Source organism: Dyella subtropica, assembly GCF_026283965.1.
In the GTDB taxonomy this organism is placed as follows: domain Bacteria; phylum Pseudomonadota; class Gammaproteobacteria; order Xanthomonadales; family Rhodanobacteraceae; genus Dyella_D; species Dyella_D subtropica.
Genome location: NZ_JAPDPD010000001.1, coordinates 63,527 through 87,413 on the forward strand (window position 1 = coordinate 63,527; position 23,887 = coordinate 87,413).

Annotated in this window: 15 protein-coding genes; 8 read left to right on the forward strand and 7 right to left on the reverse strand. The window is 64.0% G+C overall.

Going from position 1 to position 23,887, the window contains the following annotated elements:
- Positions 1-40: 40 nt before the first annotated feature.
- On the forward strand, positions 41-1,648 hold the full coding sequence (locus OUZ45_RS00230; protein ID WP_266167853.1) for an MBL fold metallo-hydrolase: 1,608 nt from the start codon (positions 41-43) through the stop codon (positions 1,646-1,648).
- Positions 1,649-1,781: 133 nt separating this feature from the next.
- Here the strand turns inward: OUZ45_RS00230 and nadS are convergent, their stop codons facing one another.
- From nadS to OUZ45_RS00255, 5 genes are all read right to left on the reverse strand, one after another.
- Entirely contained in the window at positions 1,782-2,072 is a 291-nt protein-coding gene (gene nadS, locus OUZ45_RS00235; RefSeq protein ID WP_266167854.1) for a NadS family protein, read from the reverse strand.
- A 55-nt stretch (positions 2,073-2,127) separates the two neighbouring features.
- Positions 2,128-2,442, reverse strand: a complete 315-nt coding sequence (locus tag OUZ45_RS00240; RefSeq protein ID WP_266167855.1) for a type II toxin-antitoxin system RelE/ParE family toxin — start codon at positions 2,440-2,442, stop codon at positions 2,128-2,130.
- 78 nt (positions 2,443-2,520) lie between these two features.
- The gene (locus OUZ45_RS00245) at positions 2,521-3,183 is read right to left on the reverse strand and encodes a YoaK family protein (RefSeq protein WP_266167856.1); all 663 of its coding nucleotides are present in this window, start codon (positions 3,181-3,183) and stop codon (positions 2,521-2,523) included.
- A gap of 9 nt (positions 3,184-3,192) precedes the next feature.
- Positions 3,193-3,852 (reverse strand): outer membrane lipoprotein periplasmic chaperone LolA, encoded by a 660-nt coding sequence (gene lolA, locus OUZ45_RS00250; protein ID WP_266167857.1) that lies wholly within the window; start codon positions 3,850-3,852, stop codon positions 3,193-3,195.
- A gap of 246 nt (positions 3,853-4,098) precedes the next feature.
- Positions 4,099-6,426 (reverse strand): DNA translocase FtsK, encoded by a 2,328-nt coding sequence (locus tag OUZ45_RS00255; RefSeq protein WP_266167859.1) that lies wholly within the window; start codon positions 6,424-6,426, stop codon positions 4,099-4,101.
- A 340-nt stretch (positions 6,427-6,766) separates the two neighbouring features.
- Between OUZ45_RS00255 and trxB the strand changes: the two genes are divergently transcribed.
- The 4 genes from trxB (at position 6,767) to aat (ending at position 10,589) form a co-directional block, all read left to right on the forward strand.
- Positions 6,767-7,729 carry a thioredoxin-disulfide reductase gene (trxB, locus tag OUZ45_RS00260; RefSeq protein WP_266167860.1) on the forward strand — a complete coding sequence of 321 codons (963 nt, stop codon included), beginning with the start codon at positions 6,767-6,769 and terminating at the stop codon, positions 7,727-7,729.
- Positions 7,729-8,379, forward strand: a complete 651-nt coding sequence (locus tag OUZ45_RS00265) for a DsbA family protein (RefSeq protein ID WP_266167861.1) — start codon at positions 7,729-7,731, stop codon at positions 8,377-8,379. The genes trxB and OUZ45_RS00265 overlap by 1 nt, the downstream gene beginning before the upstream one ends.
- A gap of 327 nt (positions 8,380-8,706) precedes the next feature.
- Complete coding sequence (locus OUZ45_RS00270; protein ID WP_266167862.1) at positions 8,707-9,855, forward strand: GNAT family N-acetyltransferase; 1,149 nt, start codon at positions 8,707-8,709, stop codon at positions 9,853-9,855.
- Positions 9,852-10,589, forward strand: coding sequence for a leucyl/phenylalanyl-tRNA--protein transferase (gene aat, locus OUZ45_RS00275; protein ID WP_266167863.1), 738 nt, complete (start codon positions 9,852-9,854; stop codon positions 10,587-10,589). The genes OUZ45_RS00270 and aat overlap by 4 nt, the downstream gene beginning before the upstream one ends.
- 207 nt (positions 10,590-10,796) lie before the next feature.
- On the opposite strand, the gene OUZ45_RS00280 is transcribed toward aat, so the two are convergent.
- The gene (locus OUZ45_RS00280; RefSeq protein ID WP_266167864.1) at positions 10,797-10,988 is read right to left on the reverse strand and encodes a DUF3574 domain-containing protein; all 192 of its coding nucleotides are present in this window, start codon (positions 10,986-10,988) and stop codon (positions 10,797-10,799) included.
- A 727-nt stretch (positions 10,989-11,715) separates the two neighbouring features.
- Between OUZ45_RS00280 and recC the strand changes: the two genes are divergently transcribed.
- Genes recC through recD form a run of 3 tightly spaced genes read left to right on the forward strand, consistent with a single transcriptional unit; the run spans position 11,716 to position 20,880 of the window.
- Complete coding sequence (gene recC, locus OUZ45_RS00285) at positions 11,716-15,213, forward strand: exodeoxyribonuclease V subunit gamma (RefSeq protein WP_266167866.1); 3,498 nt, start codon at positions 11,716-11,718, stop codon at positions 15,211-15,213.
- Positions 15,210-18,881 carry an exodeoxyribonuclease V subunit beta gene (gene recB, locus OUZ45_RS00290; protein ID WP_266167867.1) on the forward strand — a complete coding sequence of 1,224 codons (3,672 nt, stop codon included), beginning with the start codon at positions 15,210-15,212 and terminating at the stop codon, positions 18,879-18,881. The genes recC and recB overlap by 4 nt, the downstream gene beginning before the upstream one ends.
- Positions 18,871-20,880, forward strand: a complete 2,010-nt coding sequence (gene recD / locus OUZ45_RS00295) for an exodeoxyribonuclease V subunit alpha (RefSeq protein ID WP_266167868.1) — start codon at positions 18,871-18,873, stop codon at positions 20,878-20,880. The genes recB and recD overlap by 11 nt, the downstream gene beginning before the upstream one ends.
- Positions 20,881-21,583: 703 nt before the next feature.
- Here the strand turns inward: recD and OUZ45_RS20790 are convergent.
- A complete protein-coding gene (locus OUZ45_RS20790; protein ID WP_425601652.1) occupies positions 21,584-23,800 on the reverse strand; it encodes an ESPR-type extended signal peptide-containing protein in 2,217 nt (738 codons plus the stop codon).
- Between the last annotated feature and the right edge of the window lie 87 nt (positions 23,801-23,887).

Consider the following 23,887-nt stretch of genomic DNA (forward strand, 5'->3'; position numbering starts at 1 on the left):
CCCAACGATCACACACGCCCATCATCACTACGGAGAGTGCATGAGCACCATCGACGCCACCGAAGAGGTCTTTCTCGCCAGCGACACCAAGATCGAGCCGCTCGCCTTCCGCTGGTACGCGTGGGGCCATCTGGTGTCACCGGTGCAGCAGGCGCTGAACCTGGCCTTCCGTCACCTGCCGATGCTCAAGTCGTTCATTGCCAATCCCGGCGTGCACGAAGCGGCGTCGAAGAACCCGAAGATGCTAGGCGGTGCGTTTCTGGAGTTGAGTCAGCGCGACGTTGGCAACGTGCGCGCGCTGTTGCAGGACATCATGCAGCGCGGCGCCGGCCTGCTCGGTTTCGCCGAAGACCTGCTCAAGCTCGATCGCCAGCTGCATAAAAGCGAAAGCGGCTTCAGCCTCGACCACCTGTACGACAACCTGCCCGCCTCCCTGGCCGGTTTCGTCGAAGCAAGCTACGACTTGAACAACCATCCGTCGCTGCGTGTGCTGGAGGAGTTGATCAGCCACGGCGAATTGCCGGTTGCCTCGGCGCAGGAAATCGCGTGGTCGCGCACCCGCGACCACGCGCGCAACTTCTTCATCAACACACCGCGCCTCGCATCGGAGGAGCGGATGATCATGCCCTTGCCGTTCGCCGATGAACGCTTCGACCTGATTTCGGCCAGCCGCATTGCGCCCGTGCCCTTCCAGCACATGACCGATGCCCTGGGCATTCACGACGACGCCGAGCGTGCGCGCCTGCGCGGTTACTTCAGCACCACGCCACCGCCACGCAACGCACCCGAGTACCACGGCGACGAAGTGCGCGTGCGCTACTTCGGCCACGCTTGCGTGTTGATCCAGAGCGCGGACGTCTCCGTGCTGGTCGACCCGTTCCTGACCTGGGACCACGACGACGGCGAAGGCCGCCTGACCTTCCACGACCTGCCCGACCGCATCGACTACGTGTTCCTCACCCACAATCACCAGGACCACTTCAGCGTCGAAGTGCTGCTGCAACTGCGCAACCGCATCGGCACGATCCTGGTGCCACGCAACAACCCGCACAGCCTCGCCGACCCGTCGATGAAGCTGGCCCTGCGCAGCATCGGCCACGCCAACGTGCAGGTGATGGACCCGATGGACCGCATCCAGCTGCCCGGCGGCTGGATCACCAGCCTGCCCTTCTACGGCGAACATGCCGACTTGAGCATTGCCAGCAAACACGGCCTGTGCGTGGAACTGAAAGGCCGCAAGTTTCTGTTCCTGGCCGACTCCGATTGCAAGGACCGCATGCTGTACCGGCGTATCGCCCAACAGCTCGGCCGCGTGGATCACCTGTTCATCGGCATGGAATGCGACGGCGCCCCGCTGAGCTGGCTGTACGGCCCGTACCTGAGCAACCCGATCAACCGTAAAGACGACGACTCGCGCCGCCTGTCCGGTTCCAACAGCGAACACGCATGGATGATCGTCGAGGAATTCAAGTGCAAACAGGCTTACGTCTACGCCATGGGGCAGGAACCCTGGCTACGCTTCGTCGCCGGCTTGCAATACACCCCCGAAAGCAAACAGATCGTCGAATCCGATCGGTTCGTCGCCCGCTGTCGCGAGGCGGGGCTTGAGGCCGAACGATTGTATGGGTGTCGGACGATGATCTTTTGATAGGAACGGGAATACCCAGGCTGGGATGAACAAAATGAATCCCAGCGTCCTGCCCTACCGCAACCACGTGACCGAAAAACCCCGCCGGAGCGGGGTTTGGGTCTCTTCCATGCGTTTGACGTTCATGACTGGATCAGTCCGCCAACGCGGCCAACACATGTTCCGGGTCGTTTTTAATGGCCTTGAGCAGGGCTTTGGCCGGCCCGGTAGGAACGCGGCGTCCCTGTTCCCAGTTACGCAGTGTGCTGACTTCGACCTGCATGAGAAACGCGAACTTCGGTTGTGACAGGCCAATCTTCGTTCTGATTTCCTTGATGTCTTCGGGCTCGATATAGAACTCGCGCGAAGGTGCACGATCACCACGCGTGATTTCGCCCATTTGCTCCACACTCTTCAACAGTTTGTTAAAGAGATCATTCTTCATATGTGCAACCCTGCCTTTCCCGGGTAGGTACGGGATTCGTCTCGATACCTGGACATCAATCCCAGGTATCGATGAGTTTCTTCAATGTCTTTTTCTGGTCTTCCGTCAGGTCTTTTATCGCACCTTTCTCGTAGATCAGTAGCATTCTCAGTTGATGAAGCGCATCGGCGTGGTAGTAAATGATTCGCGTGCCTCCGCGCTTTCCCTTGCCGTGCGACTTCCAGCGAACCTTTCGTAGACCGCCTGTGCCTTGAATTACGTCGCCTGCTTTCGGGTTCCTCGCGAGGAAGCGTTGCAATTGAGCGTACTCATCGTCGTCCATCAAGTCGGTGACAAGCTGAGTGAAGATCTCAGTTTCGATGATCACCATGGGAGCTCCGTCCCTCCTCTTCTTTTCCGACGACAGCGTACTGCGCCACTGACGCATGCGTCAATGGCGTATAACGCCTTATGTCAGATGACGATGGCGATACATGGCGTAAGCCATGCCGACCAGTCCTGTCAGCACAGCGGGAATCAGTAGCGTGCGCTCGGCCAGCACACCGAACACCAGTGCGCCCACCACGCTACCGGCAAGGAAACTGCCGGCCACCACCAGGCAGACATGGATACGCAACATGTCCACCTCCAGCCCGCGCATGCGCTGACCGAGGTAGATGCCCAGGTCGGTGAAGATCCCCGAGAGGTGTGTGGTGCGGAACGTCGTGCCGCTATACGTGCTGGCCATGGCGTTCTGCAGGCCGCAGGCCACGGAGGCGAAATACAGGCCGATATCGTTGCCGTTGTGGATCAACGGCACGGCGGCGAACAGCAAGGCCGACTCCACCATCAACGCGACGCCATAACGGCGTCCGAGCTTCAAGGTGTGCTGCTGCACGATGAAGCCGCTTAGCACTGCGCCAACCAGAAAGGCGACGATCGCCAGCGCCCAGTGCAGCATCTCGCCGTGGTCACCCTCGGCGATCGCAGCACCCAGCAACGTGGTGGTGCCGGTGAGGTGGGTAATCGCCTGATGGCGAAAACCCATGAAGCCGACTGCGTTGATCATGCCGGCAATGAAGGCCAGCAGGCCTCCGCCGATCCATGCCCAGCGCGGCAGTTGGCGCAGCACGGCGGCGAATCAGTCCTTGATCGGCTGGGTGGTGATGACCGGTGCGTCGCCGATCACGTCGGCGCCCTTCGGCGGCACGAAGTTGAAGGTGGCCGGCGGAATCGATGTGTTGCGCTGCCAGCCGGAGAAACGGATGTCGGTGACGGCGCCGAGCTGGTCGCGGAAGGTCATGCGCGCCAGACCGTTGGCGTCGAAACCAAGGTCCGCATAATCGAACTGCGGGTCCTTGCCGGTGGAGGTGAGGCGCAGCCAGGCCAGGCCATCGTGCTCACCCTGCTCCACCACTTTGAAGTCGTGGTCCATCTGCTTGAGGTCGGTCAGCACGGTCAGCGGACTGTGCGCTTCTTCGGTGCTCTGCACGCGCACCGTCACCTGCTCCAGGTCGGGGTCATACAACCACACGCGGCTACCGTCGGCGACGATGGTCTGCTTATACGGCGCGGTGGTGTCCCAGCGGAACTGGCGCGGCGCTTCCAGCGCCAGCGTGCCGGAGCTGCTCTTGCCGGCGCGGCCAGTGGCATCGGTCAGCGTCTGGGTGAACTTGCCGGTGAGCGAATGCAGACCGGTGGCGAAGGCGTCGAGGCGCGTGCGGGCTGGGCCGGTGGCAGCCTGGGCGGTGGCGCACAGCGACAGCGCGACGGCGGCGGTGAAAGCGATGAAGCGGTTCATGGGGTTCCCTGTTTTGTATCCGCGATGGTGGCGAAGTTTGCGCGGGGGTCGCTTAATGGATGGCTGTGATGTAGCGGTGTCGCAAGGGCTTACCCCTCCCCAGCCCTCCCCTGCAAGCAAGGGAGGGAGCACGGCGTCGCAAGCTTTTAGCCCCTCCCCTTGCTTGCGACGCGAAGCCAGTCCCGTGGGACAGGGGGAGGCTGGCAGGGGGTAGGCCCTTGCCTAAACCTCTCTCCGAAACAAACCTCAATTCTTCGGCGGCGGCGGTGCCAGCACTTCCCGATTGCCGTTGTGCTGAGGCGCACTCACCACCCCATCCTGCTCCATCTGTTCAATCAGCCGCGCCGCGCGGTTGTAGCCGATGCGCAAATGACGCTGCACGCCAGAGATCGATGCGCGGCGCGACTCGGTAACAATGCGGACTGCCTTGTCGTATAGCTGCGCCTCGGCATCGCCGCCTTCTTCGCCGTCCTGCGGCAAACCGGCGTCGTTGATGAACTTGCCGTCGCTAGTGGCCTGCACCTCTTCCAGCACGCCTTCGATGTATTGCGGCGAACCCTGGGCCTTGAGCCAGTTCACCACGTTATGCACCTCATGGTCGTCCACAAAAGCGCCGTGCACGCGCTCCGGCGTGGCGGTGCCGGGCGGCAGGTACAGCATGTCGCCGTGGCCGAGCAGGGTTTCCGCACCGCTCTGGTCGAGGATCGTGCGCGAGTCGATCTTGCTGGACACCTGGAACGCGATACGTGTCGGGATGTTGGCTTTGATCAGACCGGTGATCACGTCCACCGACGGACGCTGCGTCGCCAGCACCAGATGCACGCCAGCGGCGCGCGCCTTCTGCGCCAGGCGGGCGATCAGTTCTTCGACCTTCTTGCCGACGATCATCATCATGTCGGCGAATTCGTCGATGATGACCACGATGTACGGCAGCGGCTCCAGCGGTTCGGCCGCCAGGTTCGGCATCTCGGGGTTCGGGCGGAACAACGGATCCAGCAGCGGCTGGCCGGCGTTCTCGGCGTCGCGCACCTTCTTGTTGAAACCGGCCAGGTTGCGCACGCCCACTGCAGCCATCAGCTTGTAGCGGCGCTCCATCTCGGCGACGCACCAGCGCAATGCGTTGGCGGCCTCCTTCATGTCAGTGACCACCGGCGCCAGCAGATGCGGGATGCCCTCGTAGACCGAGAGTTCCAGCATCTTCGGGTCGATCATGATCATGCGTACGTCTTTCGCGCTGGACTTGTACAGCAGGCTCAGCACCATCGCGTTGACCGCGACGGACTTGCCCGAGCCGGTGGTACCGGCCACCAGCAAGTGCGGCATCTTGGCGAGATCGGCCACGGACGGACGCCCGGCGATGTCCTTGCCCAGCGCCAGCGCCAGCGGCGACTTCAGCTGGTCGTATTTGTCGGAACGCAGAATCTCGGAGAGATAGACGATCTGCTTCTTGGTATTGGGGATTTCCAGGCCGATCACGTTCTTGCCGGGGATCACGTCGACCACGCGCACGCTGACCACGGACAGGCCGCGCGCAATGTCCTTGTCCAGGCTCGACACCTGCGAACCACGCACACCGGCGGCCGGCTCCAGCTCGAAGCGGGTGATGACCGGGCCTGGATAGACGCCGACCACCTTGGCTTCGATCTTGAAGTCCTTGAGCTTCAGCTCGACCTGGCGCGACAACACCTCGAGCGTTTCTTCGGAGTAGCCCGGCCCCTGCGGCGACGCTTCGTCCAGCAGCGACAGCGGCGGCAGTTCGCCCGGCGAGGAGGCACCGGTGAACAGCGGGATCTGCGTCTCGACCTTGGCGCGCTCGCTCTTCACCACCGGCGGCGGTGGCGCCTCGATACGCACCGGTTCGCGCTTGGCTTGCTTGATCGCATCGGTCTTCTTGACCACCTCGCGCTCGGCACGCGCCTGGCGCGCGGCCAGCACTTCCGGTGCCTGGCGCAGCTTGCCGCCGAACCAGTGGCCGAGCTTCAGCACGCCCTGCCCGGTCAGGTCCATCAATTTGAACCACGACAAGCCGGTGGCCAGCGTCACCGCCACCAGGAAGGTTGCCAGCAACAGCAACGGCGCACCCTTGTCGCCAAACGCATGCAGCAGGCCACTGCCCACCCACATGCCGATGATGCCGCCCACGCCCTGGGGCAGGATCGGCTCATCATGAAAATTGAGATACAGCAGCGCCGGTGCCGTGATGAAGAAGAACACGAAACCGATCAGCCGCAGCGACGGCTCCCACGGCTGCACGGTACGTATGCCGCGATGGCGCAGCACTTGCACGCCCAGGATCAGCAGCAGCAACGGAAAACAGTAAGAGACCAGCCCGAAGATGTAGCGCAGCAAGTTGGCGATGTTCGCGCCCACTTCGCCGCCGAAGTTGCGCGCATGCTCCACTGTGCTGGCATGGCCCCAGCTGGGGTCCTGATCGTTGTAGCTGAACAGGCAAACCAGCAGGTACAGGGCGAGCGGCAGCAACAGCAACGCGCCCGCTTCACGCAGACGGCGCTTCAGCTCCTCGCTGAGGCCACTGCGTTCTTTTTCTTTCTTGACATTCGCGCTACGCGCCACCGTATTCCTTTTCCTCGGGATAAAAACCAAACCTGCTTCTACTTCGTCGCAGGGGCAAAAGCCAGAACCCCGTGCTCACTCCCAGACATGCTTCGCGTTCACCCCTCGACGTGCTTCGTCAGGCGGCGCGGCGTGGTGGGCTGACTATCCTCAAGGCATGCCCTTGAGCGCCGAATGAACCAGGCCGCCGTTGCCTGCGCCTTGAATCGGTCGCACGTCTTCCCCATGCTTGCGGATTCGGAGGCCTCATCCCCGTGCCTTGAACCGGCATGAGGAAACAGCTGTAAGGGCCGGAGCGAATAACGAATCAAGCTGCTAGCAAACGCGAAGGATTATAACCATGAGCACCACCAAACATAGCCGCCTGCTGATCCTGGGCTCGGGCCCTGCCGGTTACACGGCCGCTGTGTACGCCGCACGCGCCAACCTGAAGCCGACGTTGATCACCGGCTTGCAGCAGGGTGGTCAATTAATGACCACCACGGATGTGGACAACTGGCCGGGCGACGTGGAAGGCCTGCAGGGTCCGGCGCTGATGCAGCGCATGGCGGAGCACGCCGAGCGTTTCCATACCGAGATGGTGTTCGACCATATACATAGGGTGGACCTGAAACAGCGCCCGTTCCGCCTCAAGGGCGACTCCGGCGAGTACACCTGCGACGCGCTGATCATCACCACCGGCGCCACCGCCAAGTATCTGGGCATTGCCAGCGAGGAGCATTTCAAGGGCAAGGGCGTGTCGGCCTGCGCCACCTGCGATGGTTTCTTCTTCCGCGAGCAGGAAGTGGTGGTGGTGGGCGGCGGCAATACCGCCGTCGAAGAGGCGCTGTACCTGTCCAACATCTGCAGCAAGGTCACCCTGGTGCATCGCCGCGACAAGCTCCGCGCCGAAAAGATCATGCAGGACAAGCTGTTCGAGAAGGCCGCCCACGGCAAGATCGAGCTGGTGTGGAACCATGCCGTCGACGAAGTGCTGGGCGACCAAACCGGTGTCACCGGTGTCCGCGTGAAGGACGTCAACAGCGGCGCCACCCGCGACATCCAGGCCACCGGCTTCTTTGTCGCCATCGGCCATACCCCGAACACCGGCATCTTCGAAGGCCAGCTGGAAATGCACGACGGCTACCTGAAGATCCAGAGCGGCCAGAAGGGTATGGCCACCATGACCTCGGTACCCGGCGTGTTCGCCGCGGGCGACGTGGCCGACCACGTCTATCGCCAGGCGGTGACCTCGGCCGGCTTCGGTTGCATGGCCGCGCTGGATGCCGAACGCTGGCTGGACCAGCAGACCCCGGCGGGCTGATGCACGCCACTCTTCATTACATCCATGACCCGCTGTGCGGCTGGTGCTATGCCGCCCAGCCGCTAGTGAGCGCGGCCGTCGAGAAATTCGGCGGCCGCCTGGCCTTGCAGTTGCACGGCGGCGGTCTGTTCGGCGAACCGCGCACGTTGGATCCGCAGCTGGCCGAGCACATCGTGCATTCTGATCAGCGCATCGGCCAGCTCAGCGGCCAGCCGTTCGGCAAGGCTTATCTGGAAGGCCTGCTGGCAGAGCAAGGCACCGTGCTGTACTCGCTGCCGCCGATCACCGCCGTGCTGGCGGCGGAGGCGATCGATGAGGCCAAGGCCTACCCCATGCTGGTGGCGATCCAGAACGCGCATTACCAGCGCGGTCTGCGCGTGGTCGAAGCCGAGGTGCTGAGCGAGCTGGCCGAGGAGATTGGCCTGGACGGCACCCGCTTCGCCACCGCCTTCGCCAAGGCGCAGAGCGCCCAGGTGATCGAGCATGTGCAGGCCAGCCGTCGCCTGCTGGAAGAAGTGGGCGGCCAAGGCTTCCCCACCCTCGTGCTGGAAGTGAATGGCAAACGGCAGGTGTTGGCGCACCACCACGACTACGGCAAACCGGACGCCTTCATCGAACGATTGGCCGCACGCCTGCCGGCGGTGCATTAAGGATGCTCTTATCTATTCCACGCACCCGTCACCGCCCTGTATGCGCGCAGCGGTTTGTCGCAGCGGCGAAGGCAGACTGGCTGTCTGCCGAGACGCTGGGGCGAAGCGCTGCGCGCATACAGGGCGGCCCCCACGTGTTGAATATGAAGGATGGGGTGACGTCCAGAAGGCCCGCAGGCTGCGCCGCGCGGCTTGAACAGACGGCCAGTCTGCCCTGCGCCACGCAACACACCCTGCGGGCCTTCTGGACGTCATGCCGGGTACGTGGAATAGATAAGAGCATCCTTAAATGACGCCCGGCAACCGCATCCATCGGTTGTCGACCCCGTGATCGAAGCCCGCGTCCACGCCCGCATCGCCGAACTGCCCGCCGCCGCGTGGGATGCGTTACGCACCGACGACAACCCCTTCCTCTCCCACGCCTTTCTCGCCGCGCTGGAATCCACCGACTGTATCCAGGAGGACTGGGGCTGGCGACCGCATCATCTCGGCCTGTACGAGAACGATGCGCTCATCGCCGCCGCACCGCTCTACCTGAAAGGCAACTCACACGGCGAATTCGTTTTCGACTGGAGCTGGGCCAGCGCCTGGGAACGTGCGGGCGGCGATTACTACCCCAAGCTGCTCAATGCCGTGCCCTATTCGCCCGTACCCGGAGCGCGGCTGCTGGCGGGAAACCATCCGTCGGCACCGCAACGGCGACAGGCTTTGGTGGGGGCGATGCAGGCGCTGGTTGAGCGACACGGCCTGTCTTCGGCGCACGCCAACTTTCTCGATGCAGCGGACTTGCCCGCGTTCGGGTCGGAATGGCTGTCGCGTTCGGATATCCAATTCCACTGGCCGAATCGCGGCTACACGCACTTCGACGACTTCCTCGCCACGCTGAATCACAAGAAGCGCAAAAACATCCGCCATGAACGCGCACAAGTGGCGCGCAGCGGTCTGCGCATTGAATGGCGGCGCGGCAACACGCTGAGCGGCGGCCAGTGGCATGACGTGCACCACCTTTATACGAGCACCTTCGACGCCAAAGGCAATCATCCCGCCCTCACGCCGGCCTTCTTCGCCGAGCTGGGACGGAGCCTGGGCGAGGTCGCGCATGTCGCTCTGGCCTGGGATGGCGACACCCTGGTCGCCATGGCACTGTTCCTGCAAAGCCGCGAGGCGCTGTACGGGCGCTATTGGGGCAGCCATATCGAGGTGCCCGGCCTGCATTTCGAGCTGTGCTACTACCAGGGTATCGAACATGCGATCCGCCATGGACTGCAACGCTTCGAACCCGGCGCCCAGGGCGAGCACAAACTGGCGCGCGGTTTCCTGCCGGTGCGCACACATTCCCGTCACTATCTGGCTGACGAAGGTTTCCGCAACGCCGTACGCGCCGCGCTTGCGCGCGAAGCTGAAGGCATCGACGCTTACGCGGAAGACTTGCTACGGCACAATCCATACGCCCACAGCCGCGACGCCGAACAATGATCCGCCTGCCCCTGCTCGACGCAGCCAAACCGGAGCAGTTCCCCGATCCCGGCCGCGCCATGACCGAGCCCAACGGCTTGCTCGCGTTCGGCGGCGACCTCTCGCCGCGCCGGCTGCTGGCGGCCTACTCGCGCGGCATCTTCCCCTGGTACAACGAAGACGAACCCATTCTGTGGTGGTCCCCCGATCCCCGCTGCGTGTTCCACACCGACCGCCTCAAGGCCAATCGCAGCCTGCGCCGCCAACTGGCCGGCAAGCCCTGGCGACTGACGTTGGATCACGCCTTTCGTGACGTTGTCGAAGCCTGCGCCGCGCCAAGACCCGGACAGCTCGGCACCTGGATCGTGCCCGCCATGGTCGATGCCTACGAAGGACTGCACGCCATGGGCCATGCGCACAGCGTGGAGGTGTGGGAGCACGATCGCCTGATCGGCGGCGTCTATGGCGTAGCCGTGGGCCGCCTGTTCTGCGGCGAATCGATGTTCAGCCGCGAAAGCGGCGGCTCCAAACTCGCCCTGCTCACCCTGGGCGAGTTGCTGCATCGCTGGGACTTTCCCTTGATCGACGCCCAGGTCACCAACTCGCATCTGCTCAGCCTCGGCGCGGTCGAATATCCCCGCGACCGATTCCTTCGCACCGTGGAGCAACTGACCCAGCTACCCGGACAACCAGGCAGCTGGGAGCGTTTCACGCCGCTGGCCGAAGAAACCTTGGCGAGGCTCTCGGGCGCTTAGAGCCTGTTCAATATCTCGATGTCTGAGCTGTTAGCCCCCTCCCTTGCTTGCAGGGGAGGGCTGGGGAGGGGTAAGCCCTTGAGAAGACGTTTCGGGAGAGGCTTTCTCAAGTGTTCACCCCCTCCCGGCCTCCCCCTGCAAGCAAGGGGAGGAGAAGAGCTCGCGTAGCAGAGATTTGACGCCAATCAGGAACCACCAACGCACAGATCAGAACGAAACACCTACTGATTGCGTCACACGCAGTACCGATTGATCGCCGGTGCGCTGCTTCCATGCTGCGGGGATGGCTTCGACCTTGGCGCAGTTCTCAGACGTATCCGGATAGTCGATCACCAACTGCGTCGAACGCAGCCGCGGGTTATACGGCGCAGCCCGCCAACAACCCCAGCACAAACGCACTCGACAGTACCCGCGAAAGTCGCATCAAGATCCCCACGCGGGATATTTGGACGTCCATACAAAAACGCCGCAAGACGCACCGATGTATTGACATCAAGCAGTCACAATGTAACAAATGCAACACCGAACGCTTCACAACGTCCGGGCCCACTGCCAGCAGTACCCGCAACACCCCATCGCCGCATGCCCAAAGCATGCGGCGATGTCATTTCTGCGCTCCGCTTTTCGCCTTCCGCTTTTGATCTTCGAGCTCCTGTGCAGACGATGTAGAGATGCCGTCGCAAGCACCCGCCCCTCACCCCAACCCTCTCCCCGGAGGGGCGAGGGAGCAAAGCAAAAGCGATGCGCAGCGAGCCAGTAACCACTCCCCTGTGCAGCGGTGAGGGCTGGACGATAAGGCCCCGAAGGGGGCATCGACAGGACGTCGATGCCTTTTCGACACGACAGGGACGTCGTGTCGAAAAGCCCGGCCGGCCCTCACGGACTCGCAGGCGAAGCCGGAGAGCGCGTAACCGGGGTGCCCTTCTCTTTGGTTACTTTCTCTTGGGCAAGCAAGAGAAAGTGACTCGGACCGCGGCAGCGGTTCGAAAGCCCGCCGCAGGCGAACCAAGTCGCGATAACGCGATAGTCGAAGCGCTAAGGCACTAGATTCCGGCCTTCGCCGGAATGACGAGCAAACCTATATCCGCCACAATCCCCCCATGAGCGAACCCGCCACCCACCACCCGTGACTGCGTCACTCACCCTCCCCCTCGACATCCCGATCGAACCGGGTCTGATGGTCATCCACGGCAACCGCCTGGAAGACCTGCGCGACCTGCTCACCGCCTGGCTCTCGCGCACGCCGCTGCGTCCCCTGGAAGACGAACTGATGCTGGTGCAAAGCAACGGCATCGCGCAGTGGTTGAAACTCGCGCTCGCGCGTCCGGCCGACCAGGGCGGCCTGGGCATCAGCGCAGCCGTGGAAGTGCAGCTACCTGGCCGCTTCCTGTGGGAGGCCTATCGCGCCGTGCTTGGCCGCGATGCGGTGCCGCCGACCTCGCCTTTCGACAAGTCTCGCCTCACCTGGCGCCTGCTTCGATTGATCCCACAGCATCTGGACGACGCCGACTTCCGTCCGCTGCGCGACTTCCTCGGCAACGACGCCGACTGGCGCAAGCGCTACCAACTGGCGGCGCGCATCGCCGATCTGTTCGACCAGTACCAGGTGTATCGCGCGCATTGGCTGGCGGATTGGGAACAAGGTCGCGACGAGCTGGCCGACGATTGGCGTGGCCGCGTCACGCCGCTGTCTGCGGAACAACGCTGGCAATCCCGTCTGTGGCGGCTGCTCTTGGAAGACGTTGGCGACGCGGAACGCCACAGCCACCGCGCTGCCGTGCATCAGGCCTTCCTCGAACGCGCACGCATGCTCACCACACGCCCGGCCAAGCTGCCGCGCCGCATCGTGGTGTTCGGTATTTCTTCCCTGCCGCAACAAACGCTGGAAGCGCTGACGGCGCTGGCCCGGCACAGCCAGATTCTGCTGGTGGTGGCGAACCCTTGCCGCCATTACTGGGCCGACATCATCGAAGACCGCGAGCTGCTCAAGGCCAGTCAACGCAGACAACCCGGTAAGCCCGGCCTGCCGGACGAACCGCGCTACGAAGATTTGCACCTGCACGCCAATCCGTTGCTGGCGGCCTGGGGCAAGCAGGGCCGCGACTATATCCGCCTGCTCGACAGCTTCGACCGGCCTGACGACTACCGCCGGCGTTTCGCCGCGTGGAGCCGCGGCATCGACCTGTTCTCCGACATCGGCAAGGACACGCTGCTGCATCAGGTGCAACAAGCCATTCTCGATCTGGAGCCGCTGCCGGCCGATCCCGAACAACGGCAGCGCTGGCACGGCGACGATCCTTCGCTACGCTTCCACATCGCCCACAACGCGCAGCGCGAAGTGGAAATTCTGCATGACCAGCTGCTCGCCCTGTTCGAGCAGGCGGCGCGCGACGGCCACCCACTGGCACCGCGCGATGTGATCGTGATGGTGCCGGACATCCAGGCGTATGCACCGCACGTGCAAGCCGTGTTCGGCCGCATCCCGGCGGATGATCCGCGCTACCTGCCCTACTCGGTCGCGGACCAGCCTGATCGCAGCACCGTACCGCTGCTGGTGGCGCTGGAACATTTACTGTCGCTGCCGGAATCGCGCTTCACCGTCAGCAACATCCTCGACTTGCTAGACGTGCCGGCCTTGCGCCAGCGTTTCGGTTTCGATGAAGCCGGGCTGCCCACGTTGCGTCGCTGGATCGAAGGCGCCGGTATTCGCTGGGGCCTCGACGGCTCGCAGAAGCAAAGCCTCGGCCTGCCGCCGCAAGCGCAGAACAGCTGGCAGTTCGGCCTGCGCCGCTTGTTACTCGGCTACGCCGTCGGCCATGGCGACACCTGGCAGGCCATGGCGCCGTATGGCGAAGTCGGCGGCCTCGACGCCAGCCTGCTTGGCCCACTGAGCGAGTTGCTGGAACAGTTGGAGCGGACCTGGCAGCGCTTGCGCGCTCCTGCGACGCCCACCGAATGGGCAGCGCGCCTGCGCACCCTGCTCGACACGTTCTTCGTCAGCGACGACAGCAGCGACGGCGACCGCATCGGCCGCCTGGACGATGCGCTGGATGCCTGGCAGCAGGCTTGCGACGAGGCCGCCCTCACCGAACCGTTGCCGCTGAACATAGTGCGCGAACACTGGCTGGAAAGCATCGATGCCAGCCGCCTGTCGCAACGCTTCATGGGCGGCGCGGTGAGTTTCGGCACCTTGATGCCGATGCGTGCCATTCCGTTCCGCGTGGTGTGCCTGCTTGGCATGAACGACGGCGACTATCCGCGTCGCCACGCCCCCGCCGATTTCGACCTGATGGCCCAACCCGGCCAGGCCTGCCCCGGCGACCGCTCGCGCCGCGAGGACGACCGCTACCTGTTCCTCGAAGCCCTGCTCTCCGCCCGCGATGCGCTGCACGTGAGCTGGGTGGGACGCAGCGCGCGCGACAACACGCCGTTGCCACCGTCCGTGCTGGTCGGTCAGTTACGCGACTATCTCGCCGCCGGTTGGCAACGCGACGCATCGCGCACGGATGCGAGCCTGCTTGACGCGCTCACCACGGAGTACCCGCTGCAACCCTTCAGCAAGCGATATTTCGGTGCTGGCGACGATGCGCGCGTATTCACCTATGCGCATGAGTGGCAGCAGGCCCATCGAGCCGACGCGGCAGAGACGCCACCCGTCGCGCTTCCGCCATGGCAGCCGGATGCCGCGCTGAGCCTGGGCCAGCTGCAAAGTTTTCTGGCGCGCCCCGTCCGCCACTTCTTCAACCAGCGCCTGAAAGTGCATTTCACCGACGAGGACGCGGAAACCGCCGACGAGGAACCGTTCGCCCTCGATGGCCTGGAGCGCCACAACGCCATTCAAGCCGTACTGCATGCGGCGATTGCGTCACATGCTCACGCAGACACGGGCGACGTCGTGACGGAAGCCGTGCAACGCCTCAGCGAACAAGGCCGGCTGCCGCCGGGCGGTTTCGGCGAGCTGTGGCAGGAAAACATCACCGCCGAAGCCCGCATCCTCGCCACGCTGTGGCAGGAAGCCGACCAGCGCTGGCCGAGGGTCGAAGACAAATACGAACTGCGTTATGCCGCACATGACTTGCTGGTGGAAGACTGGCTCGCCGATCTAAGACAGGATGATCTGCGGCAATCCGATCAACACAGCTACGTGCGACTGGAATTGATCCAGGGCGCGCTGATCCGCAACCGCGCGCTGCGCCTGGACAAATTCATCCCAGCCTGGGTCACGCATCTGTTCGCCAACGCGAATGGGCTGGCCGTGCAGACACGCATCATCGGCCTGGATGCTCAACCGGTGCTGCCGACGCTGCCGCCAGAACATGCCGCCTCCCTGCTCGATACCTTGCTGGACGCGCTGCGCGACGGCATGCAATCGCCATTGCCTATCGGGCGCAAAACGGCGTTCGCGTGGCTGCAGGCGGAGCGCGACGGCAAGGATGCGCTGAGCGCCGCCAAGCTCAGCTACGACAGCGACGAAGCCGGGCAGCGCATCGGCGAAGTGGACGAGGATGCGTACCTGCAACGTGCCTGGCCGAACTTCCACTCGATGCACCAGGCCGGCTTCGAACACTGGCTATCGCTGTATCGCCCGCTGGCCGAAGCCGTGCGGCAGGAAGAGAACCCGTGAGTACGACCGCGCCACTCGCCCCCTTGCGCCTGCCCTTGCACGGCGTGCAGTTGATCGAAGCCAGCGCCGGCACGGGCAAGACCTGGACCATCGCCGCGCTCTATCTGCGTCTGGTCCTCGGCCATGGCACCCGTGCGCCGTTGTTGCCTGCGCAAATTCTGGTGCTCACCTTCACCAAGGCCGCCACGGCGGAACTCCGCGACCGCATCCGCGCCCGGCTATCCGAAGCGGCCAGCGTGTTTCGCGGCAGCGGCACGCCCGACGATTTTCTCGCCGCGCTGATGGCCGAGTATCCCGACGAACACGCGCGTGCCATGGCCGCCCGTCAGTTGGAACTGGCCGCGCAATGGATGGATGAAGCGGCCGTGCACACCATCCACGGCTGGTCCCAGCGCATGCTCGGCCAGCATGCGTTCGACAGCGGCCATCCCTTCGTGCAGGACACCGAAACCGACGAAAGCGAACTGCTGGCCGAAGCGGTGCGCGACTACTGGCGCCTGCAATGCCTCACGCTCGACCGCGACGGCGCCGCCTTGATCGGGCGCTGGTGGCAGACCCCGCAGGCCCTGCAGCGAACACTCAAACCGCTGCTGCGTCAGCCCGCGAGCAGCCTGCGCCTGCACGGCCGGCCGTTGCCCGAAGTGGCCGGCGTGCACGCTGCGTTGCAAGCACCGCTTCACCGTACGCAGCAAGCGCAGACGCGCGCCCGCACGCTCTGGATCGAGGAGCTGGCGGTGATCGAGGTCTCGCTGAGAGAGGCCACGCGCCAGCGCGCGCTCAACGGACGCAGCTATCCCCCCGATCGCCTGCCCGACGATCTGGCCGCGATGCACGAGTGGGCGCATGGCGCCGGCATCGATGAAGCCGTGCTCAGGCGCTACACCCAGACCAAGCTGAGTGCGTCCGCCAACAAGAATCAAACGGCGCCAGTGCACGCCGCGTTCGCCGCCATCGACGACGTGATCGAAACCTTCGGTGCGCTCGATCAGGTCAAACCGCGGGTGCTCGCTCACGCCGCGCCCTGGGTGGCGGCGCGTCTGGATCAATCCAAACGCCTGCGCGCCCAGCTCGGCTTCGACGACATGCTCACACGGCTGGACGATGCGCTGCACGGTCCCAGCGGCGAGCGCCTGGCGAACACCATCGCCGTGCAGTATCCGTTCGCACTGATCGATGAGTTCCAGGACACCGACCCGCTGCAGTGGCAGATCTTCCGCCGCATCTATGCGCAGCGCACCGAAACGGGCTTGCTGTTGATCGGCGATCCGAAGCAGGCCATCTACGGGTTCCGCGGCGCCGACATCCACACCTACCTGCAGGCGCGTACCACCGCCAGCCAGCCCACCTGGACCTTGGCCACCAACTACCGCTCCACTACGACACTGGTGCATGCGGTGAATCGCGTGTTCGCACATGCCGATACGCATCCAGAAGGCGCCTTCGGCTTCGGCCAGGGCGAACGCGGTTTGCCGTTCCAACCGGTGCAGGCGCGTGGCCGCGACGACCGGCTTGTACTCGACGGCGCACCGTTGCCTGCGCTGCAGCTGGCCGTGTTGGACGACGCGCAAAGCGTCGGCAGCACCGCCTACCGTCAGCGCATGGCGGAGCAGTCGGCAGCCTGGCTGGTCCAGCTGCTGGACGCGGCGCAAACCAACCGCTGTGGCTTTCAGGCCGAGAACCAACCGCTCGTACCGTTGAAGCCCGGCGATATCGCGATACTGGTGCGCAGCGGCAAGGAAGCGGCCACCATGCGCTCGGCCTTGCAACAACGTGGCCTCAAGAGCGTGTACCTGTCTGATCGCGATTCGGTCCATGCCTCGCCCGAGGCCGCCGATCTCCTGCTTTGGCTGAAGGCCTGCGCGGAACCCGGTTCGGATCGCGCCATGCGCGCCGCACTCGCTACACCCAGCATCGGCCAGAGCTACGCCGAACTGGATCGCCTGAATACCGACGAGCGCTACTGGGAACAATGCGGCGAACGCTTCCGCCGTTTCCACGACACCTGGCTGCGCCATGGCGTACTGGCGATGCTGCACGACCTGCTGCATGCCTTCGACCTGCCGTCGCGCTGGCTGGCGCGCGACGACGGCGAACGCGCGCTCACCAACCTGCTGCACCTCGCTGAACTGCTGCAGCAGGCCGCGACCGCCTTGGATGGCGAGCACGCGCTGATCCGCCATCTCAGCGAACAGATCGCCGACGCGCACGACGGCCAGGCCGATACCGCCGAGGAACAGATCGTTCGGCTGGAAAGTGAGGCCGAACTGATCAAGGTGGTGACCATCCACAAGTCCAAGGGCCTGGAATACCCTTTGGTGCTGCTGCCGTTCGCCTGCAGCCTGCGCGAACTCAGGCGCAGCGACAGCTTCGTGTGGCACGACGCCAACGGCACACCGCACATGGATCTGCAGCCCGACGAGCAAGCCTGGAGCCAGGCCGAACGCGAACGTCTGCAGGAAGACCTGCGCCTGCTGTACGTCGCGTTGACCCGCCCGCGCTATGCCTGCTGGCTCGGCGTGGCTTGCGTGAAAGTCGGCAACGAGAAAGCCTCGTCGCTGCACAAATCGGCGTTCGGCTATTTGCTTTCTGGCGGCAAACCCATCGAACCCGTCGACCTGATGCCGGCCTTGCACGCGCTCCGTGGCGAGGAGACCGAGATTCGGATCGAACAGTTACCTGAGACACCCGAGCCGGGCACGTATCGGCCCACCGCTCCCGAGACGACCGGCCTCCAGCCGGCGCGCCACTATGCCGGACAACCGAACGAGCGCTGGTGGATCGCCAGCTACAGCGCTCTTCGCTATGGCGAAGCTGATGACAGCAGCGCTCCCGCCGCACCAGAAACACCAACGCAGGATCGCCTCGCCGAAGCCAGCGTGGAACAAGCCGAACCCGTCACGCCACCGATTAGCACGGCCGGCATCCACGCCTTCCCGCGCGGCGCGATGCCCGGCACCTTCCTGCACGATTTGCTCGAATGGGCGGCGGAAGAAGGATTCGCCAGCGTGGCTGACGACCCAGCGTCAGCCAGGGAACAGATCGCCCGCCGCTGCCAGCGTCATCACTGGCAGGATCAGGTGGAGCTGCTGTCGCAGTGGCTTCCCGCCTTGCTGCGCATGCCGTTACCGCTGACCGATGGACGTAGGCTGGCCCTCGCCGATCTGCGCAACACCGCAAGCTATCGCGCCGAGCTGGAGTTCTGGTTCGCTGTGCATCGCGTCGATACGCTGGCGCTGGACCGACTGGTCACGACAAACACACTGGACGGCCGTGCGCGCCTGCCGCTGCTGCCTGACCGGCTCAACGGCATGCTCAAGGGCTTTGTCGACCTGCTGTTCGAACACGATGGCCGCTACTACGTGGTCGACTACAAATCGAACTGGCTAGGCTCCGATGCCAGCGCCTACACAACCGAGGCCATGCGCGATTCGGTGCTGCGCGAACGCTACGACCTGCAATACGCCATCTACACCCTGGCCCTGCATCGCCAGTTGCGCGTGCGCCTGCCCGACTACGACTACGAGCGCCACATCGGCGGCGTGCTGTATCTCTATCTGCGCGGCGTCGATGCGCAAGGCCATGGCATTCATCGCGAGCACCTGCCCTTGTCGTTGATCGAAGCGATGGATGTGCTGTTCAGCGAGGGGGCGCACGCCGATGCAGCCTGACCATCCCCTTCAAGCGCTTGTGGTTGCCACGGAGCAAGGCCGGCTGCGCGCGCTCGACATCGCCTTCGCGCGCTTTCTCGCCGAGCAGGACCGCTGCGCTGATGCCACCTGGCTACTGCTCGCCGCCCTGCTCAGCCGGCAACTGGCCGATGGTCACCTGTGCCTCGACCTGGCCATGTGGCAGACGCTGGCCGAGGAGCAGGCATGGCCTTCGCACTGGCGCGAGGCGGTCGCGCAAACGCTGGAAGCGAACGATCCGCCGTCATGGATCGGCACCGGCGAAGGCGCCACGCCGCTGGTGCTGGACGACACCCGCCTCTACCTGCGCCGCTACTGGAATCACGAGCGCCAGGTGGCGCAAGCCATCCGCGAACGCCTGGCCACACCGCAGGTGGTTCCCGAGCATCTGGGCGAAGAACTCGCCCGCCTGTTTCCCGCCTCGGCGGCCATGCCCGATTGGCCACGCGTTGCCTGCGCGCTGGCGGCACGCAGCGCGTTTACCGTCATCACCGGCGGCCCCGGTACGGGCAAGACCACCACCGTGGTGCGCTTGCTCGGTCTGCTGCAGACCTTGCGTCTGCGCGAACCGGCACGGCCATTGCGCATCCGATTGGCCGCACCGACCGGCAAAGCGGCAGCGCGACTCAATGCCTCCATTCACGGCCAACTCGCACGCCTCGATGTGGACGATGACGTGCGTGCCGCCATTCCGAGCACGGTCGACACCCTGCACCGCCTGCTCGGCGCGCGCCCCGACACGCGACGCTTCCGTCACGACGCCAGCCATCCATTACCGCTGGACGTCTTGGTCATCGACGAAGCCTCCATGGTCGACCTGGAAATGATGTCCGCCGTGCTCGCCGCACTGCCACCGTCGGCACGGCTGATCCTGCTAGGCGACAAAGACCAGTTGTCGTCGGTGGAAGCCGGTGCCGTGCTCGGCGATTTGTGCCGGCGCGCCGAAGACGGTCACTACAGCCCCGCCACCGTGAGCTGGCTGCAAGCGGCGACCGGCGATGACACCCAACCGTGGATGCGCGACGACGCCCGCGCTCTGGATCAACAAGTGGTGATGCTTCGCCACAGCCACCGTTTCGATGCGACGAGCGGCATCGGCCGCCTTGCGCAAGCGGTCAATGCCGGCAACCTCGGCGGCATGCGCAAGCTGCTCGGCTCACCGCAAACCGATATCGCCTGGATCGACCGGACCGCGGATGCGCGAGAACTGGCTGCCCTCGTCCTGCACGGCGGCAGCGAACGCTTTGCCGCGCGCGACGACGGCGCCACACCACAGGGCTATCGCCACTACCTGGAACTGCTGCGCCGCGAACGCCCGGATAAGCATGCCGGCGACGAAGCGCACGCCCACTGGGCGCGCCGCGTGCTCGAAGCGTTTCATCGCTTCCAGCTGCTGTGCGCACTGCGCCAAGGCCCCTACGGTGCCGAGGGACTCAATCGGCAGATCGCCGACATCCTGCAACGCGCGCAACTGATCGACACCAGCCACGGCTGGTACGAAGGCCGCCCCGTATTGGTCACCCGCAACGACTACAACCTCGGCCTGATGAACGGCGATGTCGGCATCACCCTGCGCGTGCCCTCGGACCAGGGCGAACCGCAACTGCGCGTCGCGTTCCTCGTCGCCAACACCTCGCGTGCGAACAGCAGCGACGCCCCCTCCGATCGCATCCGCTTCATCCTGCCCTCGCGCCTCGGCGAACTGGAAACGGTCTACGCGATGACCGTGCACAAATCGCAGGGCTCAGAATTCGAACACACCGCTCTCGTACTCCCCGAACCGCCCAGCGGCGTACTCACCCGCGAATTGCTCTACACCGGCATCACCCGCGCGCGACGGTGGTTCAGTCTCGTGGGTTCGCAAGCCGTCGTCGCACTGGCCACTGCCCAGGTCACGCAACGCCATTCGGGCCTGGCGGAGCGATTGCAGGCAAACGATTCGCCACGCGCCACATCCGCCCCACCCAGAACCGCGCTGTAGGAGCCCACCCTGTGGGCGAAAGGCCCCACAGGGCCTCTCTCAGAGCCTGTTCAAAATCTCTGGTTCTGTATTGAACTGCTCGCCCTGTGCGCGCAGAGATGAGCCTTTGGTTCGCGGGTTCTTGCTTTGATGTTGGGTTATCGCGACCTGGCCGCTTATGCAGCGGGCATTCCGGACGCCTGCCGGCGCCCGGGTCACTTTCTCTTTGCTGACCCAAAGAGAAAGTAACCAAAGAGAAATGGTCTGAGAGCAGGCGGCGTGCTTCGTGGCCACGCCTCTTCCAGTGTCAGACGTTGGAGGCATGGTGTTGCTGGGGGCTCGTACTCTTGAAGCCTCTCGCACGAGACGGGGGGCGAAAAAAGCTATGCAAGGCGACACATCGGAAAGTGATCCCAACGCCTGACACTGGACGATGCGCAGCTACAGAGCACACCGCCTGCCCTTGGGCCATTTCTCTTGGGTTACTTTCTCTTTGGGCCAGCAAAGAGAAAGTGACCCGACTCGCGGCAGCGAGTCGGAACGCCCGCTGCGTAAGCGACCAGGTCGCGATAACCCAACATCAAAGCAAGAAACCAAGCGCCTACCTCCGCGCGCAAAGGGCGAGCAGTTCAATACAGAACCAGAGATTTTGAATAGGCTCCTACGCACATAAAAAAAGCCGGCATCCGAAGATGCCGGCTTGACGATGTAAAGCAGTGACGACTTACCAGCCCATGCTCAAACCAGCACCGACAGAAACTTCGCTACCGGATGCCGAGCCACCAAACGACAGATTCACATTCGGCTTGATCTGGCGCGAGTAGCCCACTGCCAGTGCGGCCAAACCACCCTGCGTGCCGACACCCACGCCTACCTTGTTAGGTGTCTGGATACCTTGGGCACTGAAGGCCATCTGGCCGTACGCCGCACCCATCGCACCGATGCGGTTGATGCGCGTGTCCTGCTGCGAGAACTTGTGGTTGGCCCAGTCCTGCACGCCATTGACAGCATCCTGCACCTGGCCCCAGTTGGCAGCATCGGTGCGCTGCGTACCGGCAGCCACGTTGGTGATCTGACGCTCGCTGCCCTCCGAACCGACCGAGACCGTGTTGTCGCGATCCGCCACCGAACCCGCACCCAAGGCCACGGAGTTGTTACCCGTTGCGTTGGAGTTGGAGCCCAGCGCGGTGCTGTCGGCGCCCGTGGCCGAAGCGCCTTGACCCAAGGCCGTGCTGCCATCGCCGGAAGCCACCGCACCGGCGCCATTGGCCGTGCTGTTGTTGCCCGAAGCGAGGGAGCCCGCGCCGGTGGCCGTGCTGTTGTCTCCCGTTGCTTGCGAGCCCGCACCGGTCGCGGTGCTGCTGTCACCCGAAGCCACCGCACCGCTGCCAATGGCGGTGCCGTTATCGCCCGAAGCCACCGCACCGCTGCCAACGGCAGAGCTGTTATCGCCCGACGCCACCGCGCCGTCACCGACCTGGGTACTGTCGCTGCCCGTGCCCGGCGAGACACCACCGCCACCACCGATCGTGCCATCGGCCACGCCTTGCTTGATGGTGCCTATGCGGTCATTCATCGAGTTGTACTGACTGGTGAGCAGGTTGAACTGATTCGAGACGTCCTGCTGGAAGTCGAACAGCTGACCACCGTTCACCGCCTGCATGCTGCCCGACGCGATCAGGCCGCCCTTCAGATTGTTGATGAAAGTGCCGCCCACGCCACCCAGTGCGGTGTCGCCGACTTTATTGGCGGTCGCCGCACCGCCGATGGCGGCCGCTCGGTTAGCCAGCGCTCTGGCGCCAGAACCCACCGCGAGCGCAGAACCACTTCCGTCACTGACGGCCTGGGCAAGTCCGCCGATGGCGACATCGCCTGCGCCCGTCACAACGGAATCGCCATCCGTACCAGCCGGCGCCTTGGCATTAAAGTACTTGGTGGCGGTGTGCAACTGGCTGAGATTAACCGCATCGTTAGCCTGCGTACCGTTGGCTACGTTGACGATCTGGCGCTGCGCTGTTGCCGTACCCACCGACACAGTGTTGGCGCGGTCAGCGACTGAGTAGGCGCCTAGCGCAATGGAGCTGCTGGCCGTGCTTTGGGCTGAGTAACCGAAAGCCATACTATTGTCCGCTGCACTAGCTACGCTGCTCGATTCTCCGAGGGAGATTGAGTGCATACCAGCTGCATTGGCTCCCACTCCGCCTGTACTGCCTCCGATGGCAATGGAGGCGGAGCCGCTAGACTTGGCACCCTGGCCGATGGCGATGGAAGCAGGACCTGTTGATATAGAAGAAGTACCAAGCGCGACGGCACCCTGACTGGTGCTGCTGGCCGAGCTACCAATCGCAACACCATTAGACCCGGTTGCGTTACCACCACCAGCAGAGTAATCACCGGCAGCCATAATGCCCATCGAACGACTGGTCATGGCGGATGTTGTGCTGGGTGTATCGTCGGTGCAAACCTTCTCAGCATTCAGCGTGCCTGACTGTCCGCTCGGCGTGGTGCATGTGTCGGCGGTGGTGGCCGTATCGGCGGCGAACGCTGCGCCAAACGGCGCAGAGGCGGCCAGTGCAATAGACAGCGCACTGGCTAATGCCTTGCGGCCGGGCTTCTTCTTGCGGCCCTTGGCCAATTCCGATGCCACAACGAATTTACCGATGGCGTTATTCCACACAAGCCTGTAGATCGTATTCATGCTTAAACCTCTGTCGTTGGTCGATGGGTCGCGCCACATCGGGTGGTGCGACGAATGGCCGGGTCGAAGTCGAAGCAACAACGAACCGTTTTTTGGGCAAAAACTTCCCTGACTCGCAAAGCGTTTTGCGAGGTAAAGAAACCACCAGGGATGACACCCATGATTGTGACGACGTCGATGACGGACGTTTCGCTTCCTGCGGGTCGTGTCGTTCCTGCCAGCCAGGCGGAACGCTTGATCCATGAGTAGGACCTTAGAAAATGCGGTCGACCACAGACATAGTGCTAGTCCTAAAACTTGCAGTCGGTGATGGCTCGCTGCGGTTATCGT

Excerpts from the sequence above, each read along its gene's own strand:
- OUZ45_RS00240 (WP_266167855.1), bottom strand. The coding sequence starts at position 2,442 with ATGGTGATCATCGAAACTGAGATCTTCACTCAGCTTGTCACCGACTTG.
- aat (WP_266167863.1), top strand. The coding sequence starts at position 9,852 with ATGATCCGCCTGCCCCTGCTCGACGCAGCCAAACCGGAGCAGTTCCCC.
- recD (WP_266167868.1), top strand. The coding sequence starts at position 18,871 with ATGCAGCCTGACCATCCCCTTCAAGCGCTTGTGGTTGCCACGGAGCAA.
- OUZ45_RS00265 (WP_266167861.1), top strand. The coding sequence starts at position 7,729 with ATGCACGCCACTCTTCATTACATCCATGACCCGCTGTGCGGCTGGTGC.
- lolA (WP_266167857.1), bottom strand. The coding sequence starts at position 3,852 with ATGAACCGCTTCATCGCTTTCACCGCCGCCGTCGCGCTGTCGCTGTGC.
- OUZ45_RS20790 (WP_425601652.1), bottom strand. The coding sequence starts at position 23,800 with ATGGATCAAGCGTTCCGCCTGGCTGGCAGGAACGACACGACCCGCAGG.
- nadS (WP_266167854.1), bottom strand. The coding sequence starts at position 2,072 with ATGAAGAATGATCTCTTTAACAAACTGTTGAAGAGTGTGGAGCAAATG.
- OUZ45_RS00230 (WP_266167853.1), top strand. The coding sequence starts at position 41 with ATGAGCACCATCGACGCCACCGAAGAGGTCTTTCTCGCCAGCGACACC.
- trxB (WP_266167860.1), top strand. The coding sequence starts at position 6,767 with ATGAGCACCACCAAACATAGCCGCCTGCTGATCCTGGGCTCGGGCCCT.